Source organism: Paractinoplanes abujensis (genome assembly GCF_014204895.1).
Taxonomy (GTDB): Bacteria; Actinomycetota; Actinomycetes; order Mycobacteriales; family Micromonosporaceae; genus Actinoplanes; species Actinoplanes abujensis.
In genome coordinates, this window is record NZ_JACHMF010000001.1 from 3843700 (window position 1) to 3864822 (window position 21123).

A 21123-nucleotide genomic window follows, 5' to 3' on the forward strand; every position below is an offset into this window, starting at 1 on the left:
CCCGGACGTGACGATCGACGATATCGTCCATGCACGTGGAACGATCCCTTTCGGCGGTGTTGTTCGTCCCCGTCGTCGTCGTGACCGTGCTGGCGTTCGCCGCGATCATCCGGCGGCTGCTCGGCGTCCGGGTCGGGCTGGTGCGCACCCTGCTGGCCGCCGTGCTGGCCATGCTCGTGACGGCGCCGATCCTGTCGGCGTTCGCGCCGTCCGATCCGGCGACGGTCGGCGGTGGCGAGGCGTTCCTGCTGGGCACGGCGTCGCTGTTGGTCGCCGCCGTGCTCGCCATGGCCTCGCTGGTCGTGCTGGAGGTGTTGCTGCCGACCGGCTCGCTGCCCGGGCCGGTCGAGGCGTGGCGGGACGCCCGTCGCCGGGTGGAACGAACCAGGCGCTACTCGACGATCGTCCGGATCGTGCTGCGGCACGGCCTCGGCCGTTTCCTGCGCGGCCGGTCGCAGCCGGGGCCGACGTCGGCGGCGGCGCGGCGGCGGCTGGCCCGGTCGCTGCGGGCCGCCCTCGACGAGGGTGGCGTCACCTTTGTCAAGATCGGTCAGCTGCTGTCCACGCGGCGCGATCTGTTGCCGGTCGAGTTCGCCGACGAGCTCACCGCGCTGCAGGACCGCGCCACCCCGGTGCCGTGGGCCGAGATCGAGGCCGTCCTGACCGCCGAGCTGGGCCGGCCGTTCGACGAGGTCTTCCGCCGCATCGACCGGGATCCGCTGGCCGCGGCATCGGTGGCCCAGGTGCACGCGGCCCAGCTGGTGGACGGCACCGAGGTCGTCGTGAAGGTGCAGCGCCCGGGCATCACCCGGGTCGTCGAACGGGATCTGGACATCCTGCTCCGGCTGGGCGGCATGCTCGAGGAGCGTACGACGTGGGGCCGGGCTTTCGGCGTACGCGGCCTCGCGTCCGGCTTCGCCGCCGCCCTGCGCGAGGAGCTCGATTTCACCGTCGAACGCGACAACCTGAGGGCCATGGCCGCGGCGCTGGCCGGATCACCGGAGCACGGGGTGCGGGTGCCCACCGCCTACCCGGCGATCAGCTCCGAACGGGTGCTGGTGATGGATCGCTTGCCCGGCACTCCGCTCGGCGCGGCCGCCCCCGTCCTGGCCCGGTTCGACGAGCGGCGGCGAGCCGAGATCGCGGCCGGCCTGCTCGATTGCATGCTGGACCAGATCCTGGTGCACGGCGTCTTCCACGTCGACCTGCATCCGGGCAACCTGCTGCTGGACGACGACGGTTCGCTGGGCCTGCTCGACCTGGGCTCGGTCGGCCGGATCGACCCGGTGACCCGGACCGCGATCGGCAGCCTGCTGCTGGCGGTCGGGCGGGGTGACTCGGTGGCCGTCACCGACGCGCTGCTGCAGTTGCTCGACCGTCCCGGCGATGTGGACGAGCGGGAGCTCCAGCGGGTGGTGGGCGCACTCATCGTCCGGTACGCGGCGCCGGGCAGCACCGTCGGCGTCGCCGCGGTCAGCGCGCTGCTGAACACTTTCACGGCCCACGGCCTCGGCGTGCCCCCGCCCGTCGCGGCGGTGTTCCGGGCCGTCACCACGCTCGAGGGGACGCTCGCTCTCGTCCACCCCGAGTTCGACCTCGTCGGTCAGGCCCGGGCGTCGGCCGGTCGCCGCATCGCGGGCACCCTCACCCCCGGCAACCTGCGTGACACGCTTGAACAGGAGCTCAGCACGATCCTGCCGATGCTGCGGGGTCTCCCCCGCCGCATCGACCGGATCGGCGACGCGATCGAGCACGGCCGGCTGCGTTTCGCCGTACGCCTGTTCGCCGACGATCAGGACCGGCGGCTGGTCACCGGCCTGCTCCACCAGGTGCTGCTCACGGTGATCGGCGCGACGGCGGGCCTGATGGCCACGCTCCTGCTCGGCATCGACGGTGGCCCGCGCGTCAGCACCGGCGTCGCCCTGTTCCCCCTGCTCGGCTACGGCCTGCTGGTTGTCTCGGTGGTCCTGGTGCTGCGTGTGCTCGTCACCGTGTTCCGCCGGGACTGACCAGGATCTGCAGGACTGGTGACACGCCGAGCGTTACTCGCCGAGCAGCATGAGCGCGTCTCCGTCGAACCAGGCGTTGGCGATGTCGAGGTGCCGGATGCGCCACTGCTCGCCGTCGCGGACCATGGTGGCGGTGTAGCGGTTCATCATCAGGGCGTGACGGGTCACCGCCGGGTCGGAACCGGAGCCCGGCTTGAAGTGCTGCGCCTGGGCGTAGGCGAGCACGGTGGCGTCGTCGCCGTCGATGGTGATGCGGACGTTGCTGATGGAGTGGCTGGTGTCCAGCGGCCCCACCGCGCCGATCAGGGTGGTGACGACGGTCTCCCGCGGGGTGAGCGGCGGGAAGTCGTACCCGATGCGCCGCATGGCCGGGCCGAGATCGACGACGGCGTCCTCGGTGAGCACCGAAGCCAGCAGGTCGGCGTCGTTGAGGTCGAGGCCGGCGGCGTAGCGGTGCAGGGTGTCGGTGATGACGGCCCGGTCGCGGAGGTCGGCGAGGGTCGCGGAGGTGCTGATCGTGTCGGTCATGAGTTCATCTCAGCCGGGCGGCGCCGACGCGACGCCGACGAAACGTTGACGGCGGACCCGCGCGGACCGAGTCTCAGGCCACCGCGACCAGCCTGCGGCCCGGGCCGGCCAGGGCCGCCCGGCAGCGGTCCGGGCCCTCGACCTGCTCGGCCCGGCGTCGCGCGAAAGCCTGGATCAGCACCGCGTAGCGGTAGGTGTCGACGTCGACCGCCTCGATCAGGTGGGCGTCCACGAGGTCTTCCAGGGCGGCCCGCGCCTCGGCCCGGGGCAGCCCGGTCATCGTGCTCACCTCGGCCACCGTACGGACCGGGGAAGCGGCGAGGGCGGCGAGCCGGAAGACCTGAGCCGGTCCCGCCGGCAGGCTCGCCTCGGCCCGCCGGATCGGCTCATCAACGATCTTGCAGTCCTCGTGCATCACCACCGGTTGACGCAGGTCGTCGGCCAATTGCGCCATGATCTGCCGGACGCTCCACAGCGGCCGGTCGAGCAGCCGGGCCGCGGCCACCCGGACCGACAGGGCATGCCCGGAGCAGGCGGCCACCAGCTCCCGGGCCGCCTCCGGTTCGGCGCCGACGCGCCGGTGCCCGGCGATCTCGCCCAGCAGACGCAGCGATTCCTCATCGCTGAGCGGGCCGAGGCGTTGCCAGGCCACCGCCGGCAGCTCCAGCAGCCGCCGGCTCGCCGTCACGACCACCGCGCAAGCCGGCAAGAGCGGCTCCACCTGCTCACTGCTGTCCGCGTCATCGAGAACCACCAGCATGTCGCGCCCAGCCGTGAGCGTGCGCCACAGAGCGGAGCGCTCCGCCGTCGTTCCGGGCAGCGCGAGGCCGGGCCGGATCGAGCGGAGCAGCGATCCGAGGGCGTCGTACGCGGTCACGGCCCCTCCCGTACGAGCGCGCAGATCGAGGTACATCCGCCCGTACGGGAAAAGATCGGAAAGGACATGGGCCACGTGCACGGCCAGAGTCGTCTTGCCCGAACCGCCGAGACCGGTGAGGCCGGCGACCGGTATCCCGCCGTCCTCGGTGAGGATCCGGCACAGCCGGTCGACCGCGGCGCGACGACCGGTGAAGTCCCGGACGTCCGGCGGTATCTGAACCGGCCGGGCCGCCGCCGGCTCGGCGCTCACCGGCGGCACGACGGCGGACTCGTCGCCCCGCAGCAACCGCTGATGCAGCCGCTGCAGCTCGGAACCGGGTTCGAGGCCGAGGTGGTCGCTCAGCGCGGTGCGCAGCCGGCGGAACGCCTCGAGCGCCTCGACCGTCTGCCCCGATCGGTGCAGGGCGGTCATCCACAACTCGGTCAGGCGCTCGTCCCACGGCCGATCAGCGACAGCCGCCCCCAGATCCGCCCGGACCGCCTCGTGCCGGCCCAGCGCCAGTTCGGCCTCGAAGAGCTGTTCGCGGGCGGTGTGCCGGGACTCCTCGAGCCGGGTGCGCTGGGCGGCCGCGAACTCCGCCCGGACGCCGCCCAGCGCCGGACCGGACCACACGTCGAGGGCGGCGCGCAGGGCGCTCGCGGTGCCGGCGAGATCTCCGGAGCGCCGGGCCTCGCGGGCGGCGCCGACGAGCCGGTCGAAGTCGTCCGCGTCGACACCGGCCCCGTTGCGAGCGATGTGGTAGCCGCTCGCCGACCGGCGCAGCTCGGCTCCGGTGCCGGCGAGAACCTGCCGCAGACGAGCGGCGTACGTACGAACGGTGCCGTGCGCCGACGCCGGCGGGCTGTCGCCCCACAGCGCGCCGACCACGTCGTCGATGGGCACCGGTGTGTTCCGCAGCAGCAGCAGGGCCAGCAGCGCCCGTTGCTGGGGCGGCCCCGGAGCCACGTCGCCCGCATCCGTCACGACCCGTACGGGGCCCAGCAGAGTGAACATCACCCGGGAATCCTCGCCGCGGCGAACCGGCCGCGCCAAACCCGTCGTCAGTGACCTCGGCGACGGGCACCCCCGCAGAGTCACGCTCTGTCACTACGCTGAGTCCCGCGCCTCCAGTTGGTTCCGCACGTCCCGGGGCACCCGCACACCGCGGGTGCGCAGATCGGCGATGAAGCGGGCCACGAGCGGGTCGGGTTCCCCCGGCGTCACCGCGACCAACTGGCGGGCCCACCGGGGCGAGAAGGAGCGGACCAGGCCCGGGAAGCCCGCGCTGACGGCACTGACCGGAGTGATCGCGATGCCGAGGCCGGCCGCCGCGAGCTGTGGCGCCGCGGCGGTGACCGAGGTTCTCAGCACCGGCTTCAGACGAAGCCCGGCGGCGCTGAGCGACCAGTCGAGCCAGTTGCTCAAGCCGTTGTCCGGCGCGAAGTGCACCAGATCCTCGCCGTCGAGCTGGGGCAGCTCCACCGAGCGGTGCGCGGCCAGCCGATGATCTCTCGGCGCCGTCAGCACGATCTCCTCCTCGGCGATGACCGATGCGGTGAGACCGCCGTCCACCGGGCCGGACAGCACCCACAGGTCGGCCTTCTCGCCGTCGACCGAGTCGAAAAGGCCAACCGGCGTGACAGCCTCCCGGACGGAGATCGCCACGTGTGGAAGGTGGCGGTGCCAGGCGCGGATCACCGGGGCGAGCAACGGCACGGTCAGGCTCTGCGCGCAGACCAGGCGCAGCGTGCCGCCCTTCGCCTCACCCGCGGCCCGGGCCGAGCGCACCGCCGCCGCGGCCGCGTCGATCGCCCGCCGGGCGTCCGCGACGGCGGCGCGTCCGGCCGGGGTGAGCGAGACACCGCGAGGTTCCCGGCGCAGCAGAGGTGTGCGCGTCTCGCGCTCCAGCGCGGCGATCTGCTGGGACACCGCGGGCTGCGACGAATGAATCAGCCGGGCGGCCTCGGTGATCGACCCACTGTCCGCGACCGCCACCAGACATTCCAGCGCACGCAGCGTAGCCATTCAAAGATCTTATCGGAACTGCCCGATACATAAATGCGGCTGAGGGAAGCTGCCCGGACCTCGCGGCGCTGGACCAGGCAGAAATCGCCACGTACGAGGAGAACGACATGGCACAGACGTTCATCACCGGTGGATCCGGCTTCATCGGCCGCAGCCTGACCCGGCGCCTGGTGGCCGACGGGCACACGGTCAAGGTCCTGGTCCGCAGCACGGCATCCGCGGACGTCGTCACCGCGCTGGGCGCCCGGCCGGTGCACGGCGAGCTGACCGAGCCCGATACCTGGCGGGCCGGTGTCGAAGGCAGCGAAGTGCTGTTCCACCTGGCCGCGGAGACGGACATCACGGCCGGGCGGGAACGTCAGCAGCTGGTGACGGTGGGCGGCACGCGGGCCGCGCTGGAAGCGGCCCGGCAGGCCGGGGTCACCCGCTTCGTGCACTGCGGGAGCGAATCCGCCCTCCTGGCCGGTGAGCCGCTCATCGACGTCGACGAGAGCGCACCCCTGCGACCGGACTCGGAAGCCGCGTACTGCGCGACCAAGGCCGAAGCCGAAGCACTGGTCCTGGCCGCGAACACGCCCGAATTCGCGACCGTGTCGATCAGGCCGCGTTTCGTCTGGGGGCCGGAGAGCTCGCTCGTCGAAGGCCTGGTGCACGCGGCCCGCCACGGCGAGTTCGCCTGGATCGAGGGCGGCCGGCACACCACCGACGTCACCTACGTCGACAACGCGGTCGAAGGGCTCGTCCGGGGCTGGCTGCGCGGCCGGCCCGGCCAGGCGTACTTCATCACCGACCAGCACCGCGTGACGCTCCGCGAGTTCCTCGAAGAGAACTTCGCGATCTACGGGGTCGACGCCACGATCCCGGACATCGACGCCGCCACCGCGGCCCGCGCGATCCCGGTGCCCGCGCGCTGGTTCCTGGAGCAGACCTGCACGCTGCGCACCGACAAGGCCGTCGCCGACCTCGGCTACCGGGCGATCGTCACGCAGCCGGACGGCTTGAACGCCGTCCGGAAGGCGGTTGCCCCCGGCGCCGCCTGACAACGCCGCATCGGCAGCTGCGCACCCGCAGGGGTGTGCAGCTGCCGGTGTGTCGAGGCGGGTCAGGCCGGGGCCGCGACCGCCTCCTGCTCGGCGGCGGCGACGGCCGGGGTGGACCGTTGGATCAGCCGGAGCCCGACCAGGATCAGCGGCGCGAAGCACACCAGACCGACCAGGGAACCAAGCGCACCCCCGACGATCGGCGCAGCGACGACCGGGAGCGCCACCACCGGCGCGGCCCACCAGCCCAGCACCCCGGCGCGGGCCAGACCGGCCATGACCAGTGGCAGCCCGGCCAGGGAGAGCCCGATGGCGGTGAGCCGCCAGATCGCCATCGACGGCTCACCCGAGACGATCTCGAAGATCCGGCTCGCCTGGGGCAGCGGCACGGTCGTGGCGGCGGCGCCGTTGAACCAGTCGCTCAGCAGCATCCCCGACATCTGGATGGTCCCGAACATGGCGAGCACCACCGCGACCGCGGTGAAGCGGCGGCCCTGGCGGCCTCTGGGCAGCGTCAGCACGGCCGGCAGGGCCAGGGCCAGCAGCACCCAGCCGTAGTGGAAGAGGTTGGCGGACAGCACCGTGAGACCGAAGTCGTCGCCGAGCGACTTGACGTAGTCGGCCGGGGCGTCACCGGCCTGCGGCGGGGAGGTCAGCATGCCGCCGGCCAGGAGCAGCGGGGCGGCGATGAAGGCGCCACCAGCACATTTGCGGATCATCGTGTTCGTCATGGCCGGAACGCTATGAGCGGCCGGGGGTGCGGCGGATCAGCGGACGAGCCCGACCGCGGGGGTGCCGGGTCGTCCGCCAGGAGGACGGCCGGTCCTCCCCGGATCTGATCCCCGCGGTCCCTGTCACCTCATACCGTCGTGCGTGATGAGAACCCGTACGCAATGGCTCCGGCTCAGCGGACTCGCCGCCGCCGTCTTCCTGGCGATCGCCTTGGTGGAGATGTCCTCCGCGCCGGTGTTCCGGCCGGGCGACCTCGGCCTCACGGTGGTCTTGATGGGGTGCTTCCCGCTGGCGGTCTTCCTGCCCACGACGGCGATGACCGTGGCCATGCTCAGCATCCCGTTCGCCGCCTGGACCCAGCAGGGGCTGGGCGGCGCCCAGCTGATCGCCGAGCTGGTCCTGGTGGTCCACGGCAGCTACCGCAGCTCGGCGCGACGCTCGGTGATCGCCACGGTCGCCGCCGCGACAGTCCCGCCGGCCGGTTTGGTGGTGTTCGCCGGTCAGGAGCCGTGGGAGTTCGTTTTCTTCGGCGTCTTCGTCACGCTCGCCTGGGCCCTGGGCGCACTGCTGCGGCGCGAGCAGACCCGCTCGCGGCAACTGGCCGAACTCGCCGCCGAGCTGGCCGCCGAACGGCAGGCCCGGGAACGCGCCATCGTCGACGAGGAACGCGCTCGCATCTCGCGCGAGCTGCACGACGCGGTCGCGCACACGGTCAGCGTGATGACCATGCAGGCCGGGGTGCTGCGCCGCCGGCTGTCCGACCGCCCGGTCGAACGGGACGCGCTGGCCCAGGTCGAGGAGCTGGGCCGGCGCAGCGTGCAGGAGATCCGCCGGGTGGTCGGTCTGCTGCGGCCGGACGACGCGGACGGTCTGGGACCGGCCCCGGCACTGCACCGTCTCGGCGACCTCGTCGGTCAGGTCCGCGCGGCCGGCCTGGACGTGCAGCTCACGGTGAGCGGCGACCAGGTCGAGGTGCCGCCGAGCATGGACACCTCGGCGTACCGGGTGGTTCAGGAAGGACTGACCAACGTGCTGCGCCATGCCGGCGCCGCCCACGCCACGGTGACCGTCGTCTACGCCCCGGACGCCCTCTCGGTGACGGTGTCGGACGACGGGAACGGGCCGTCGGAGCGGACCCGGGCCGGACACGGACTGGTGGGCATGCGCGAGCGGGTCGGGTTGTTCGGGGGTCAGCTGCGGGCCGGGCCCCGCGACGGCGGCGGGTTCGAGGTCACGGCCTCGTTCCCGCTCCCCGCGGAGGTGGCCCGATGATCCGGGTGCTGCTCGCCGACGACGAGGCGATCATGCGGGCCGGTCTGCGGATGCTGATCTCCGACGAACCGGACATGGAGGTGGTCGGCGAGGCCGCGGACGGCGCCGCGGCTATCCGCCTGGCCGCTCAGCTCGTGCCGGACGTGGTGCTGATGGACGCGCGGATGCCCGGCGTGGACGGGATCGGCGCCGCACGGGTCATCGCCGGCCAGTACCCTTCCGTACGGGTTCTGGTGCTCACGACCTTCGACGAGGACGTGCTGGTCGACGGCGCTCTGCGCGCCGGGGTGGCCGGCTTCCTGCTCAAAGTGTCACCCCCGGAGCAGCTGCTGGAAGCCCTGCGTGAGGTGGCCGCCGGGCGCGGTCTGCTCGACCCGGCGGTGGTGCCGCGGATCATCACCCGGTATGCGGACATCCCGCAGGCCCGGCCGCGCGACCCACGGCTGGGCAAGCTGACCGCCCGCGAGAGCGAGGTGCTGGCCCTGGTCGGCCGGGGACTGTCCAACGCGGAGATCGCCGCCCGCCTGTTCCTGGGCGAGACCACGGTGAAGACGCACCTGGGCCGGGCCCTGGACAAGCTGGGACTGCGCGACCGGTCCCAAGCCATCGCGTACGCCTACGCGAGCGGTCTCATCGCACCGGGTGACGACTGAGCCGCCCCAGTGATCATCGAATGCGGGCCACTCCGCCGTAGACCGAGACGGCGGCATCCGGCTCTTCGTTACGTTCACCGGGTTCAGAACGCCACCGGGTGAGCACTTGCAGCCCCGGATCGACCGGGTCGAGGCCGTCGAAGAAGCGCTCGACCTCGGCCCGGGACCGCACCCGCATGGTCACGCCCTGCCGCCGGTAGATCTCGGTCACCGCCGCCCACGACTCGGGAGCGAAATCGCCGGTCAGGTGGGACAGGGCGACAAAACTGCCCGGCGGCAGAGCATCGGTCAGGACCCGCATGATCCCGTACGGGTCCTGGTCGTCACCGACGAAGTGCAGGACCGCGACCAGCAGAAGCCCGACCGGCCGGTCGAAGTCGAGCACCGCCCGCACCTGCGGGGCGGCCAGGATCTCCGCCGGGCGGAGCAGGTCGGCCTGAACGAAGGAGGTCACACCGGCCGGGTCCCCGTCCAGCAGCCCTTGCGCGTGAGCCAGCACGATCGGATCGTGGTCGACGTAGACCACCCGCGCCGCCGGATGCACGGCCTGCGCGACGTGATGGACGTTGGGCGCACTCGGAATGCCGGTCCCGATGTCGAGGAACTGGTCGACTCCCTGCTCGGCGGCGAGATACCGGACGGCGCGGCGAAGAAACGCCCGGTTCTCCCGCGGCGGCACCCGGCTGGCCGGATGGGACTTCATTCCCTGCTCAGCAGCTATCCGATCGGCCTCGAAGTAGACGTCACCGCCGAGCAGGAAGTTGTACACCCGGGCAGGATGCGGCCGGTCCGTGTGCAGCTCCATGCCCGCATCTTAGGCTCCGCCGTGCACTGAGGACAGAAGCGTCGGCGAACGCGCCATCATTCCACCTCGGCAGCCCGCCCGACACCCTTCCGAGACGCCTTCACCCGGACGAGTGCGTATGTCGAAGGGGACGACAAGGAGGGGTGCACAGTCCACAGCGGGACCGGCGCGTGCTGACGGTGTAACGTCCGAACGAGTCGCTCCCCCAGCCATCGGAGTCACGGATGTCCGCGAGCCTGTTGACCACCATGGCCGACCGCCTCGACGCCGCGCCCGGGGCGCCCCTCTACACGTTTCTCGATCGCCACGGGCGGGAGACCGACACGGCCGATCGCCAGGAGATCGTACGTCGGGCGGCCGGCATCGCCGACTTCCTGCAGGCGGCCGGGGTCGCGCCCGGCGACCGCGTGCTGCTGGTGTTCCCGCCCGACGGTCTGGAGTTCGTCGCGGGCTTCTTCGGGTGCATGCTCCTCGGCGCGATCGCGGTCCCGGTGGCCAGCCCCGACCCGCGGCATCTCGATCGGGAGCTGTCCAAGCTCCGGCACATCGCCGAGGACAGCGGCGCCCGCGTCGCCCTCACCCATGCGAAGTACCGCGCGCTGGCCAAGCTGGCGTCGGTACGCGACGGCGTGGCGGGGCGTTGGCGCGGCCGCGAGACGCCGGACTGGCCCGACCTCACCTGGCTGCTGTCCGATCGCGTCAAACGCGCCGGCCCGGAGGCGGCCGCGGCCCGGCTGGCCGACGCGGCCGTCCGGTCCGGCCCGGACGACGTCGTGTACCTGCAGTACACCTCCGGCTCGACGTCGGAGCCCAGGGGCGTCATCGTGCGGCACCGCAATCTGGCCCACAATCTCGAACTGATCGCGCGCAACACCCGGGTCGACAGCGAGTCGGTGCTCGTCGGCTGGGTGCCGTTGTTCCACGACATGGGGCTGGCCGGCGGGATCCTCAACGCCATGTACACCGGGGCGCGCTGCATCGCCTTCTCCCCGGCGACCTTCCTGGCCGCGCCGCGTCTCTGGCTCGAGGCGATCGATCGCTACCGCGGCACGCACGTCGCCGGGCCGAACTTCGGCTACGACTACGTGTTGCGCGGTCTGCGCGACGGCGACTCGTTCGACCTCTCCTCGATCCGCTCCACCTTGCAGGGTGGTGAGCCGATGCGGGCCGCCACGATGGACCGTTTCGAGGCCGCGCTGGGCCGGATGGGCTTCGATCCGGCGTCGTTCGGCAACGTCTACGGCATGGCCGAGGCTGTGCTGTTCGTCTGCGGCCAGGTCGGCCGGAAGCCGACGCTGCTCTACGGGGACCGGGCCCTGCTCGATCGCGACGGCGTGATCGTCGCACCGGCCCCGGGCGCACCCACGGCGACGTTCGTGGGCAGCGGCGTACCCGACGCGGAGTGGGGCGTCTCGGTGATCGCCGTCGATCCGGTGACCCGGCGGCCGCGGCCCCCGTACGCCGTCGGTGAGCTGTGGATCTCCAGTCCCAGCGTGTCGAGCGGTTACTGGGGCCGGACCGAGGAGGAGAACGCGGCCGTCTTCGCCGCGCGCCCGGCGACCGGCAACGGCCCGGACGACGGGCGGCGTTTCCTGCGTACCGGTGATCTCGGAGTGATCGGTCACGACGGTGAGGTGTTCCTCTGCGGCCGCCTCAAGGACCTCATCGTCGTCGGGGGCCGCAACATCCACCCGCAGGATCTGGAAGCGGCGGCGGTGGCGGCCGATCCGATCCTGCGGCCGGGCAACGCGGTCGCCTTCGGGGTACGGGTCGACGGCGTCGAGCGGGTCGTGGTGGCGGCCGAGCTGCGGAAGAAGGTCCTGCGGAACGGGGAGCCGATCCCGCTGGACCGCGCGGCCTCGGCGATCCGGGCCGCGGTGACCTCGCACAGCGGGGTGCAGTGTCATGAGGTCCTGCTGATGAGGCCGGACAGCCTGCCCAAGACGACCAGCGGAAAGCTGCGGCGCACACAGTGCAGACGCGAATGGACGGCCGGCTCGCTGCGTTCGTCGGTGATCTCGGGACAACGCGCACCGACGGGGAAGGCGTTGCCCCGGGCGGGCCCGGGCGGTGATCCGGAGTACGTCCTGCGGCTGCTGCAGACCGAAACCGCAGCGGTACTGCATCTGACCGACCCGGACGACGTAGCGGTGGATCGGCCGCTGGCCGACGTGGGCCTCGACTCGCTCGGCGTGATCGATCTGGCCCAGCGCGTCGAGGATCGGACCGGGGCGCGCCTCCCACCGGCGAGCTTCGGCCACGACGCGACCCTGCGGGCGATGGCGATCTCGCTGGTGCGGCGTTTCGAGCCGGCGCGCCCCGAGCCGGGCGAGAGCCGGGACACGGGTGACGTCCCGTTCAGCGTCGCCCAACGGCACGCCCTCGAGCTGGGGCAATGGGACGGGTGCACCCGTACGGTCATGCTCGACGTCCATCGGCGGCTCACCCCGGACCGCCTCCGCCGAGCCGCCTCAGCCCTGGTCACCCGGCACGAGGCACTGCGCCTGCGGTTCCGTCGCGACGACGGCCGGTTCACTCAGCGCTACGGCGACATCGAGGGCAGCTTCGCCGTCGAGTCGGTCACGCTGAACCGGTCCGACGCTCTGCCGCCGCTGCTCAGCGAGCAGCATCGCCGCGTCAGCGTCGAGCACGGCCCGCTGCTCCGGCTCCTGCTCATCGAGAACGGCTCCCGGCAGCGCCTGTTCCTCACGGTCAACCACCTCGTCATGGACCGGGTCACCCTGCGCATCCTGCTGGACGACCTGGACCAGCTCTGCCGGCTGGACGAACAGGGCGAGGCCCTGCGGCTGGCCCGGACCTCGGCGCGCTTCGAGGTGTTCTCGCGGTGGACGAACGACTTCGCCCAGCGGGACGCGCAGGCGGACCTGGACTTCTGGCGTACCCAGCTCGCAGTGCCACCACCGGCCACCTACGACCCGCTAACGCATCCCGGCGTACGGATGGAGGAACTGGCCGTCGCCCGCCACAGTCTGCCGCCCGAGGAGACGCGCGCGTTGCGCGACGTACGGATGACCGGGATGGACGCGGGCCGCGCACCGCTCGCCACCACCCTGCTCACGGCGCTGGTGCGGACCGCTCAACGGCAGTGGAGCTGCGGGCCTCTCGTGGTCGAGCTCACCGGCTCGGGCCGGCAGACAGCGGTGCACGACCTCGACCTCTCGCGGACGGTCGGCGATCTGCACTGCACCTTCCCGCTCGCCTTCAGCGACAGCCGGTCCCAGAGCCCGGCCGAGACGCTCACCGCGGTGGCTCGACGGCTGGCCGGTGTCCCGTCCGCGGGTCTGTCGTTCGATGGTCTCAGATATCTCAACGACGATCCGGAGCTGCGGCGGAGCATCCGCCGGGCCCCGGCCCCGACACTCCGGTTCAACTACCAGGGCGAGATGCCGACGCGCAGCCGCAGTGGCCTGTTCTCCCTGAGCGCGGCCGCTGTCGATGACGTACGCGATCCCGGGGCCGCCGTGCGGCAACCGCCCCTGTCCGTCGACTGCGCGGTCGTCGGCGGCACGACCCGCATCGTCTGGGAATACGCGCCCCGCCGGCTGTGGTGGACCGGAGCCGAGATCGATCAGTGGCTGACCCGGTTTCGCCGCGAACTCCACCAATTGATCCGGTGAAGCCGGCGGCGGCGTTCCCGTCGCCCATCGGCGAATTCTGCCCCGCCTCCCCCTCGAAGCACCCACGAAATCCCCCGCCGAGGGCTGCTCGCCCTCGCCGTCACCGCGGAAGGTGATCGCCACCCGGGACACGTCGTATCTGATCGTCGCGGACGGCAAGCACCCGAACGACACCGCGATCTGTCTGGACGCGGTGACCCGGTACGGCATCCTGTTCCGCGAGTCCCCGCGCGGGCTGACCGATCAGTACCTGAGTGCCGCCGCGGCCGCCTTGATGCGGGACGTGGCGCCACTCAGATCGGCTACGCCTGGCCTTCGGCCGAGCTGACCGCCGCGGCTGGTCTGCGGGCTGTCGCCGCGGACGTGCTCGGCTACTGAGCCGGTAACACGTTGCGGGCCGGGATCCGAGGCTGACACCTCGGGCCCGGACGGTCAGCGGTATTGCAGTCGCGCCTGCCGGGGAATCGCACCGAAGCGGCCGGAGCGGAAGTCCTGATGCGCCTGGACGATCTCGGCCTCGGTGTTCATGACGAACGGGCCGCCGAACACCACCGATTGCCGTATCGGTTTGCCGCTGAAGGCCAGCACGACGGCCGGCTGATCGCCGTCACCCGTACGCAGGGAAATGGTCGACGCCTCGGGGCCACCGCCCGGCAACGGATCGGACCAGCCGGTCTGCCCGGCGGTCAGAGTGCGGCCGGCGACGGCGGCCGACCCGCGGAGCACCGCGAAGAAGGCCCGGTCGTGGGCGGGGAGCGCGTGCCGCAGTGTGCGGTTGGGCTCCAGGGTCAAGGTGGCTCCGGTGATCGGCCAGTGGTTCTGAGCGGGGCCCGTGCGGCCGCCGGCCTGCCCGGAGATCAGCCTGATGCGGGTGCCGTCGGCCTCGATGACCGGCTGGGACGTCCCCCGTGGTCAGGGTGCCGGTGTGGCCGATGTTGTCGCCGTGTTCGAGGACGCCGTCCAGAACCACCGTGACGGTTTCCAGGCCGCGGTGCGGGTGCCACTCGAAGCCGGGCGACGAGAACAGGTCGTCGACGAGAACGAGAAACGGGTCGGTCAGTTCCGGTGACTGCGGGGTGAAGAGCAGGGCTTTGTCGTCGACCTGCTGATCCGGACCGAGGTGCAGGCGGTCGTCGACCCGGTCGACAGACCGTTGTTGCAGCGTGTACATGGCATTCCTCCGACCGATCGAGCGGGGTGCCGGCCGGGCTGAGGCGAGGCTCTCAGAGCGGCTCGAGATTTTTGTGCACGGCCTCCAGGGCGGCCGTCAACTGGCGGACGGCTTCCGGGGTAAGGCCGTCGAAGAAGAGGCGCCGCACCAGCGCCACATGGCCGGGGGCGGCGTCGCGATTGGCTTGCCGTCCGGCCTCGGTCATCTCGACGACGGTCACCCGGCGGTCGTCGCTGTCCGGGCCGGTCCGTACCAGGCCGCGGGTCGCCATCCGCTTGGTCTGGTGCGAGACGCGGCTGCGTTCCCAGCCGAGGATCTGGGCGATGACCGTGATCGACATGGCGCCCTCGACGAGCACGTTCAGGATGTCGTAGTCGGCCAGGGAGAGCCCGCTGTCGGTCTGCAGCTGACGGTTCGCCTCGAAATTGATCCGCTGCTGCACGCGCATGAAAGCCAGCCAGGCCCGCTGCTGATCGGCATCCAGCCACTCACCCACCGATACAGGATATGTCACCGATGCAGCGGCCCGGCCCCGGCTGTGTCAGCGGCCTCAGATCTGCTCGGCTCCGCCGTCCACCCAGACCTCGGCGCCGGTCATGTAGGTGGACTGGTGCGACACCAGGAAGAGCACGGTGTTGGCGATCTCCTCGGGCCGCCCGATCCGGCCCATCGGAATGCTGTGGGCGAGCTGGTCGAACAGCCCCTGCGGGTTGTCCGGCACCAGGCCACCCAGCCCTGGTGTCTCGGTCGGGCCGGGAACGATCGTGTTCACCCGCACCCCGCGGCCCACCAGTTCGCCGGCCCACGTACGGCCCAGTGACCGGATCGCGGCCTTGCTGGCGGCGTACAGCCCGAACGCGGGCTGTCCGTTGCCGGCCGAACTCGAACCCGTCAGTACGATCGACGCACCCGGGTTGAGCTGCGGGAGCACCTTCTGCACGGTGAAGATCACGCCGCCCACGTTGTTGTTGAACGTCTTCTGGTAGTCCTCCCACCCGATCGAGTCGAGTGTCGCGAACTCCCCGATGCCGGCGTTGACGAAGACCGCGTCGAGTCCTTTGCCGTGGTCCGCGATCAGCGCGGCGAGCCGGTCGAGGTCGTCGAGGACACCGACGTCACCCTGGACGCCTGTCGCATCACCCACCTCTTTGACCGCGTTGTCGAGGCGCTGCTGATCACGTCCGGTGATGAACACGTGGGCACCCTCGGCCGCGAACCGCTTGGCGGTGGCCAGGCCGATCCCGCTCGTGCCCCCGGTGACCAGTGCCGTCTTGCCGTCCAACTGTCCCATGATTTCCCCTCAGCTTGGTGATATGTCATGTATACCGGCCGCAGCGCTTAAATGACATATCACGTAAGTCACAGGGACTCCTGGATCAGTGCCGGTTATCCCCAGCCCGGACGGCGGCCGGTCAGGCCCACGGCGGGGCGGAGGCGCCGACCGGGCGACGCCCGTTGCGCCTTTCACCACTCGCGTTGCGGCATTCGACGCGGAGTCGGTCCGGGCCGTCACCGCGGAGGCACACCGGGGAAGAACGGCGGCTGTCAGTTCACATCGGTGGGTCGCACTCGCAGCTTGGCCGCGATCCGCGCCAACGCCCGCTGGTCGGTCTTCGTCAGCGGGTCGAGCACCATGTGCCGCACCGCTCGCACGTGCGTGGGCGCGGCGGCCACTACTAGCTCATAGCCGGCGTCGGTGAGGGCGGCGATGGTGGATCTGCGGTCACCGGGATCGGGTGAGCGCGTGACCCACCCGCGCTGTTCGCAGCGCCGGACGACGTTCGACAACCGGGAAAGCGAGCCGTTGGCAAGGAAGGCCAGTTCGCTCATCCGCAACCGGCGGCCCGGCGCCTCGGAGATGTGGCTGAGGGTCATGTACTCGAACAGCGTGAGACCGGCCGCGCTCTGCAGCGGGGACTCGAGCCGGCCCGGCAGCAGGAGGATCAGGGAGATCAGGCCGGTCCAGGCCTCCTTCTCCTCGGCGGTCAGCCACAACTCCTCATCGACGCCATCAGCGCCGGGGCCGTCAGCGGTCGTCATGGCAGGCAGGATACCCGCGTCACATTGCTTCACGCGTGAAGTTTTTGCGATGTACGTTTACTTCACACGTGAAGCTTTGCGAGAGGAATCGTGATGACTGGACCGCAGTTCTTCGCCACGCCGGGATACGGCGACACACAGCTGGCCAACCTGCACTACAACCAGGCGGTGCGGATCGGCAACCGCGTCGAGACGTCCGGCCAGGGTGGATGGCACGACGACTTCACCTTTCCCGAGACGCTCGAGGCCGAGATAGTGCAGGCCTTCGACAACCTCGAGCGCACCCTGGCCCACGCCGGCGCCACCTGGAACGACGTCGTATCGGTGGATTCCTACCACGTTCTCGACGCGGCCGGCTTCGAGCCCCACAACCGCGTCATGGTGGAGCAGTTCCGCCGACGCATGGGCAACTGCTCCCCCATCTGGACCGAACTCGGTGTCTCGGCCCTGGGTGACCCGACCATGCGTATCGAGATCCGCGTCACCGCCATCGTCGGCGAAAGCGCCTGAGGGTTCACCAGCGCACGCGGCGGGCCCGGAAAGCCGCCCTCATGCGAGGCAGATGGTCCCGCGGCTGAGACATTCGAGCCCGCGGCCCGGCCGTCCCGGTCCCTACGGTGAAACGGAACCGCATCGATCCGTTTTCGAGGAGAACCATGGAACTGCAGGGATGCACCGCTCTCGTCACCGGCGCGAACCGCGACCTCGGCCGGGTCTTCGCCCAGCAGTTGCTGGAGCGGGGGGCCAGGAAGGTGTACGCCACCGCGCGGAACGCGGAGCTCGTCGATCTGCCCGGCGTCGAGGCGTTGCGTCTGGACATCACCGACCCGCGCTCGGTCGCGGCGGCCGCGGAGGTCGCCGGCGACGTGACGCTGCTGGTCAACAACGCCGGGGTCTCACTGAGCCAGAACCTCGTCGACGGCGACCTCGACAAGATCCGGCTGGTCGTCGAGACCCACCTGTTCGGCACGCTTCAGATGATCCGGGCCTTCGCTCCGGTGCTCTCGGCCCACGGTGGCGGAGCCATCCTGAACGTCTTGTCGAACCTGTCCTGGATGAGTTTCGACGGCAACAACTCGTACGCCGTGGCCAAGGCCGCCCAATGGAGCCTGACCAACGGCGTACGGCTCGAGCTGGCGAGGCAGGGGACCCTCGTCTCGGGCCTGGTCTTCGGGCCGACCGAGACCGAGACGATGAAGGCCTACAACCTCGACGCCGTCATGAACGACCCGGCCGACATCGTGCGCACCGCCCTCGACGGGATCGCGGCCGGCCGGATCGAGATCGTGGCCGACGAGTTCGGCGCGGCTGCGAAGGCGTCCCTGTCCGGTGAGCCGCGCGGGTTCGTGCTGGCCACCACCTCCAGCTGAGGCCGCGCTACCGCGCCGCCGCACGCGACGAGGACCGATAGTGCGAGGGCGACTGCCCCCGCGACCGGTGGAAGGCCCGGCGGAAGGCGTGCGGCGAGCCGTAACCGACCGTCTCCGCGACCACATCGATGGGATCATCGGTGTCGCGGAGGCGGACGGCGGCCGCGTCCATCCGCCAGCGAGTCAGGTAGGCCCCGGGTGACAGGCCCAGCGCGGCCGGAAACCGCCGGCTCAGCGTGGCCCGGGAGACGCGGACCGCCGACGCGAGACCGGCCGTGGTCCACGCCTTGTCGGGACGCCGGTGGATGAGCGTGAGAGCGTCACGCACCACCGGGTCGGTCACCGTGGCCGGCCAGGACGACGCGGAGTGCGCCGATGCGGCGTCGCTGCGGGCCGCCCGTACGAACTGCACCAGCAGCAGGTCGACCAGGCTGTTGACGGCGGCGGTGGTCCCTGTCCGGGGGTGCGACAGCTCCTCGCACAGCAGTCCCGCGGTGACCCCGAGCGCCCGGTTGCAGCCGGCGGTGAGGTGCATGACGCCAACGGGCATGGACACCGGCGCCTGGCTCAGCGCCGGGTCGGACCCGTAGTGCACGGTGATGAAGCGGGTCGTCACCGAGCCCGACCCGAGACGGACGACGCTTCCCCGTTCCCGGGCCCGGGAGGCTGCCGCCCGGTCGCAAGACCCCATGCGAATGCCGTCACCGCTCGACAGGCCGTGCGCCGTTCCCGGCGGGAGGAGAACGGCATCGCCCGCCTGGAGCCGCCGCCGGGGCTGCCGGGGCACCTCGAGCCACGCCGACCCGTCGGTGATCAGGTGCAGCGCCGCGCCGGGGAACGTATCCAGCCACAGTCCCCACTCGCCACCGGCGTCGGTGCGGGTGCCGACGGAACCCCGGGCCCCGAAGAGACGGAGCATCTCGGCCAGCGGATCGGAGGACGCCCGCGAGGCCGGGGATGGCCGGCGTGTGACCTCGGACGACGGGGTCACGGTCATGGGGCGCTCCCAACGATCGGCCGCACTGCGGCGGCGTGGATCTGATCTCACAGCTTTACCACCACTGCCCCGACGGTGCCCATTGCCGCTCCCTCGGCCACGCCGGGCGACTGATCGGCGATCAGCGCCTGGCAAAACGACCATTCCCCACATTCCTGCCGACCAAGATCACGGGACGCGCAATCACCGGGGATCTTGTCGCAATAAGCGGCTCGGATCGGTTCCGCCGGAGGGCAAATCTGGGGTCGTCAGCCGGATGGCGGCACATCGACCAGGAGGAACCCATGACAGGCACACTCGCCGGCAAGGTGGCAATCGTCACCGGCGGCACCGCCAACCTCGGCAAGCTGTTCGCCGAGTCGCTCGCCGGGGACGGCGCAAATCTCGTCCTGCACTACAACAGCCCTCGCCGGGAGCAGGAAGCAGCGGACGCGGTCAACGACGTCAAGGGCCGTGGTGTGGAGGCCATCGCCGTTCAGGCCGACCTGACCAGCACGGCCAACGTCACCGCGCTGATCGATGCGACGATCCAGCGGTTCGGCCGGTGGGACATCCTGGTCAACACGTCGGGCATCATCGTGCGCAAGCCCCTCGCGGAGACGACCGAGGAGGAGTTCGACAGCTCCTTCGCGATCAACACCAAGATCCCCTTCTTCCTGATGAAGGAGGCGGCCGGCCGGATGGCCGACAACGGGCGCATCATCAACATGGTCACGACCCAGGTCGCGGTCACCGCGCCGACCTACTCCGCCTACGCCGGCAGCAAGAGCCCGGTGGAGCACTTCACCAAGGCCTTCGCCAAGGAGATCGGTCACCGCGGCATCACGGTCAACTGCATCGCCCCCGGCCCGCAGAAGACCAGCTTCCTCTACGGCGCCGAGAACGACGAGACGCTCGCGTGGCTGGCCGGCCAGACGGTCACCGGTGAGCTCGGCGACCCGGTCGACGTGGTGCCCGTCATGCGCTTCCTGGCCGCCCCGGAGACCCGCTGGGTGACTGCTCAGACGGTGTTCGTCAACGGCGGCATGATCTCGCCGATCAACTGACCATCTGCACCGACGGAGGTGTCATCTGATGAGCAAGACCATCATCGTCACGGGAGCGTCGAGCGGTTTCGGCGCCATGATCGCCCGGGCCCTGGCCGACGAAGGCCACATCGTCTACGCCGGCATGCGCCACACCGCCGGCCGCAACGCTCAGGCGGTGGACGATCTGGCCGCGTACGCGAAAGAGCACGGCGTACGGGCTGAAGCCGTCGAACTGGATGTCACCGATCAGGCATCGGTGGACGCGGCGGCCGCCCACATCATCGGCGAGCACGGGCGCATCGATGTCGTGGTGCACAACGCCGGGCACATGACCCTCGGCCCGGTCGAGGCGTTCACGGTCGAGCAGATCGCGAGCATCTACGACACCAACGTGCTGTCGACCCAGCGGGTCAACCGGGCCTTCCTGCCGCACATGCGGCGTCAGCGCGACGGGCAGCTCATCTGGATCGGCTCGACCAGTGCCCGCGGCGGCACTCCCCCGTGGCTGGGACCCTACTTCGCGGCCAAGGCGGCCGAGGACTCCCTGGCGGTCAGCATTGCCGCCGAGGTCTCGCGCTTCGGCATCGACTCGACGATCGTCGTGCCCGGCTCCTTCACCACCGGCACCAACCACTACGCCCACGCCGGCCACCCGGACGACGAGGCGACGGCCAAGGAGTACGACGAGCTGTACGGCACCACCATGGACGATCTGCTGGCCAAGCAGGCCGAGCTGTCGCCGGCGGACGCGGATCCGGAGGAGGTCGGCCGCCAGGTCGCCGGGCTGGTGAGCCTGCCCAAGGGACAGCGGCCGTTCCGGGTCTACGTCGATCCGGCACAGGACGGGGCGGAAGAGGTGTTCCGCGTCGGTGACCGGGTCCGCCGCGAGTTCTACCGGGCGGTCGGCTACGAGGACCTCCTGCACCCGGCATCGTGACACAGTCTGTCCGAGATCC

At 71.1% G+C, this 21123-nt stretch carries 20 protein-coding genes and 1 pseudogene; 10 read left to right on the forward strand and 11 right to left on the reverse strand.

Translation table 11 applies throughout. The annotated features are described in order from the left end of the window. The first annotated feature begins 35 nt into the window (after positions 1 to 35). Positions 36 to 2009, forward strand: a complete 1974-nt coding sequence (locus BKA14_RS17110) for an ABC1 kinase family protein (protein ID WP_239093627.1) — start codon at positions 36 to 38, stop codon at positions 2007 to 2009. Positions 2010 to 2042: 33 nt separating this feature from the next. Here BKA14_RS17110 and BKA14_RS17115 read toward each other — a convergent pair whose 3' ends face one another. From BKA14_RS17115 to BKA14_RS17125, 3 genes are all read right to left on the reverse strand, one after another. Then, positions 2043 to 2537 carry a nuclear transport factor 2 family protein gene (locus BKA14_RS17115; protein ID WP_184951930.1) on the reverse strand — a complete coding sequence of 165 codons (495 nt, stop codon included), beginning with the start codon at positions 2535 to 2537 and terminating at the stop codon, positions 2043 to 2045. Between the two features lie 73 nt (positions 2538 to 2610). Then, positions 2611 to 4410 carry an AfsR/SARP family transcriptional regulator gene (locus BKA14_RS17120; protein WP_239093660.1) on the reverse strand — a complete coding sequence of 600 codons (1800 nt, stop codon included), beginning with the start codon at positions 4408 to 4410 and terminating at the stop codon, positions 2611 to 2613. Positions 4411 to 4503: 93 nt separating this feature from the next. Then, positions 4504 to 5421 (reverse strand): LysR family transcriptional regulator, encoded by a 918-nt coding sequence (locus BKA14_RS17125; protein WP_184951932.1) that lies wholly within the window; start codon positions 5419 to 5421, stop codon positions 4504 to 4506. 107 nt (positions 5422 to 5528) lie between these two features. Here BKA14_RS17125 and BKA14_RS17130 point away from each other — a divergent pair, with 107 nt between their 5' ends. Then, complete coding sequence (locus BKA14_RS17130; RefSeq protein ID WP_184951933.1) at positions 5529 to 6461, forward strand: NAD-dependent epimerase/dehydratase family protein; 933 nt, start codon at positions 5529 to 5531, stop codon at positions 6459 to 6461. A 62-nt stretch (positions 6462 to 6523) separates the two neighbouring features. Here BKA14_RS17130 and BKA14_RS17135 read toward each other — a convergent pair whose 3' ends face one another. Further along, on the reverse strand, positions 6524 to 7192 hold the full coding sequence (locus BKA14_RS17135) for a hypothetical protein (protein ID WP_184951934.1): 669 nt from the start codon (positions 7190 to 7192) through the stop codon (positions 6524 to 6526). Positions 7193 to 7337: 145 nt separating this feature from the next. Between BKA14_RS17135 and BKA14_RS17140 the strand changes: the two genes are divergently transcribed. After that, positions 7338 to 8465: a sensor histidine kinase gene (locus tag BKA14_RS17140; protein ID WP_184951935.1), complete on the forward strand. Its 1128-nt coding sequence runs from the start codon at positions 7338 to 7340 to the stop codon at positions 8463 to 8465. Beyond that, on the forward strand, positions 8462 to 9118 hold the full coding sequence (locus tag BKA14_RS17145) for a response regulator (protein WP_184951936.1): 657 nt from the start codon (positions 8462 to 8464) through the stop codon (positions 9116 to 9118). Before BKA14_RS17140 ends, BKA14_RS17145 begins: the two co-directional genes overlap by 4 nt. Before the next feature lie 13 nt (positions 9119 to 9131). Here BKA14_RS17145 and BKA14_RS17150 read toward each other — a convergent pair whose 3' ends face one another. Then, positions 9132 to 9923 (reverse strand): SAM-dependent methyltransferase, encoded by a 792-nt coding sequence (locus BKA14_RS17150; RefSeq protein WP_184951937.1) that lies wholly within the window; start codon positions 9921 to 9923, stop codon positions 9132 to 9134. A 224-nt stretch (positions 9924 to 10147) separates the two neighbouring features. On the opposite strand from BKA14_RS17150, the gene BKA14_RS17155 reads away from it, so the two are divergent. After that, positions 10148 to 13561, forward strand: coding sequence for an AMP-binding protein (locus tag BKA14_RS17155; protein ID WP_184951938.1), 3414 nt, complete (start codon positions 10148 to 10150; stop codon positions 13559 to 13561). A 112-nt stretch (positions 13562 to 13673) separates the two neighbouring features. Next, the gene (locus BKA14_RS17160) at positions 13674 to 13889 is read left to right on the forward strand and encodes a hypothetical protein (protein WP_184951939.1); all 216 of its coding nucleotides are present in this window, start codon (positions 13674 to 13676) and stop codon (positions 13887 to 13889) included. Positions 13890 to 13993: 104 nt separating this feature from the next. Here BKA14_RS17160 and BKA14_RS43225 read toward each other — a convergent pair whose 3' ends face one another. The 5 genes and pseudogenes from BKA14_RS43225 to BKA14_RS17180 form a co-directional block, all read right to left on the reverse strand. Beyond that, positions 13994 to 14353, reverse strand: a complete 360-nt coding sequence (locus BKA14_RS43225; RefSeq protein WP_203722871.1) for a pirin-like C-terminal cupin domain-containing protein — start codon at positions 14351 to 14353, stop codon at positions 13994 to 13996. A 166-nt stretch (positions 14354 to 14519) separates the two neighbouring features. After that, positions 14520 to 14732 (reverse strand): annotated as a pseudogene (locus BKA14_RS45575) (cupin domain-containing protein); the annotation flags it as partial. A gap of 52 nt (positions 14733 to 14784) precedes the next feature. Continuing rightward, positions 14785 to 15228: a MarR family winged helix-turn-helix transcriptional regulator gene (locus tag BKA14_RS17170; protein WP_239093629.1), complete on the reverse strand. Its 444-nt coding sequence runs from the start codon at positions 15226 to 15228 to the stop codon at positions 14785 to 14787. Between the two features lie 54 nt (positions 15229 to 15282). Next, positions 15283 to 16023, reverse strand: a complete 741-nt coding sequence (locus tag BKA14_RS17175; protein ID WP_184951940.1) for an SDR family oxidoreductase — start codon at positions 16021 to 16023, stop codon at positions 15283 to 15285. A 254-nt stretch (positions 16024 to 16277) separates the two neighbouring features. Continuing rightward, the gene (locus BKA14_RS17180) at positions 16278 to 16772 is read right to left on the reverse strand and encodes a MarR family winged helix-turn-helix transcriptional regulator (RefSeq protein ID WP_184951941.1); all 495 of its coding nucleotides are present in this window, start codon (positions 16770 to 16772) and stop codon (positions 16278 to 16280) included. Between the two features lie 93 nt (positions 16773 to 16865). On the opposite strand from BKA14_RS17180, the gene BKA14_RS17185 reads away from it, so the two are divergent. Together BKA14_RS17185 and BKA14_RS17190 are read left to right on the forward strand one after the other, a co-directional pair. Next, complete coding sequence (locus BKA14_RS17185) at positions 16866 to 17282, forward strand: Rid family hydrolase (RefSeq protein WP_184951942.1); 417 nt, start codon at positions 16866 to 16868, stop codon at positions 17280 to 17282. 146 nt (positions 17283 to 17428) lie between these two features. Beyond that, positions 17429 to 18142, forward strand: coding sequence for an SDR family oxidoreductase (locus tag BKA14_RS17190; protein ID WP_184951943.1), 714 nt, complete (start codon positions 17429 to 17431; stop codon positions 18140 to 18142). Between the two features lie 7 nt (positions 18143 to 18149). Here BKA14_RS17190 and BKA14_RS17195 read toward each other — a convergent pair whose 3' ends face one another. Continuing rightward, the gene (locus tag BKA14_RS17195) at positions 18150 to 19139 is read right to left on the reverse strand and encodes an AraC family transcriptional regulator (protein ID WP_184951944.1); all 990 of its coding nucleotides are present in this window, start codon (positions 19137 to 19139) and stop codon (positions 18150 to 18152) included. Between the two features lie 284 nt (positions 19140 to 19423). Between BKA14_RS17195 and BKA14_RS17200 the strand changes: the two genes are divergently transcribed. Further along, complete coding sequence (locus tag BKA14_RS17200; RefSeq protein ID WP_184951945.1) at positions 19424 to 20185, forward strand: SDR family oxidoreductase; 762 nt, start codon at positions 19424 to 19426, stop codon at positions 20183 to 20185. Positions 20186 to 20213: 28 nt separating this feature from the next. Then, positions 20214 to 21104: an SDR family oxidoreductase gene (locus tag BKA14_RS17205; RefSeq protein WP_184951946.1), complete on the forward strand. Its 891-nt coding sequence runs from the start codon at positions 20214 to 20216 to the stop codon at positions 21102 to 21104. The last annotated feature ends 19 nt before the right edge of the window (positions 21105 to 21123 follow it).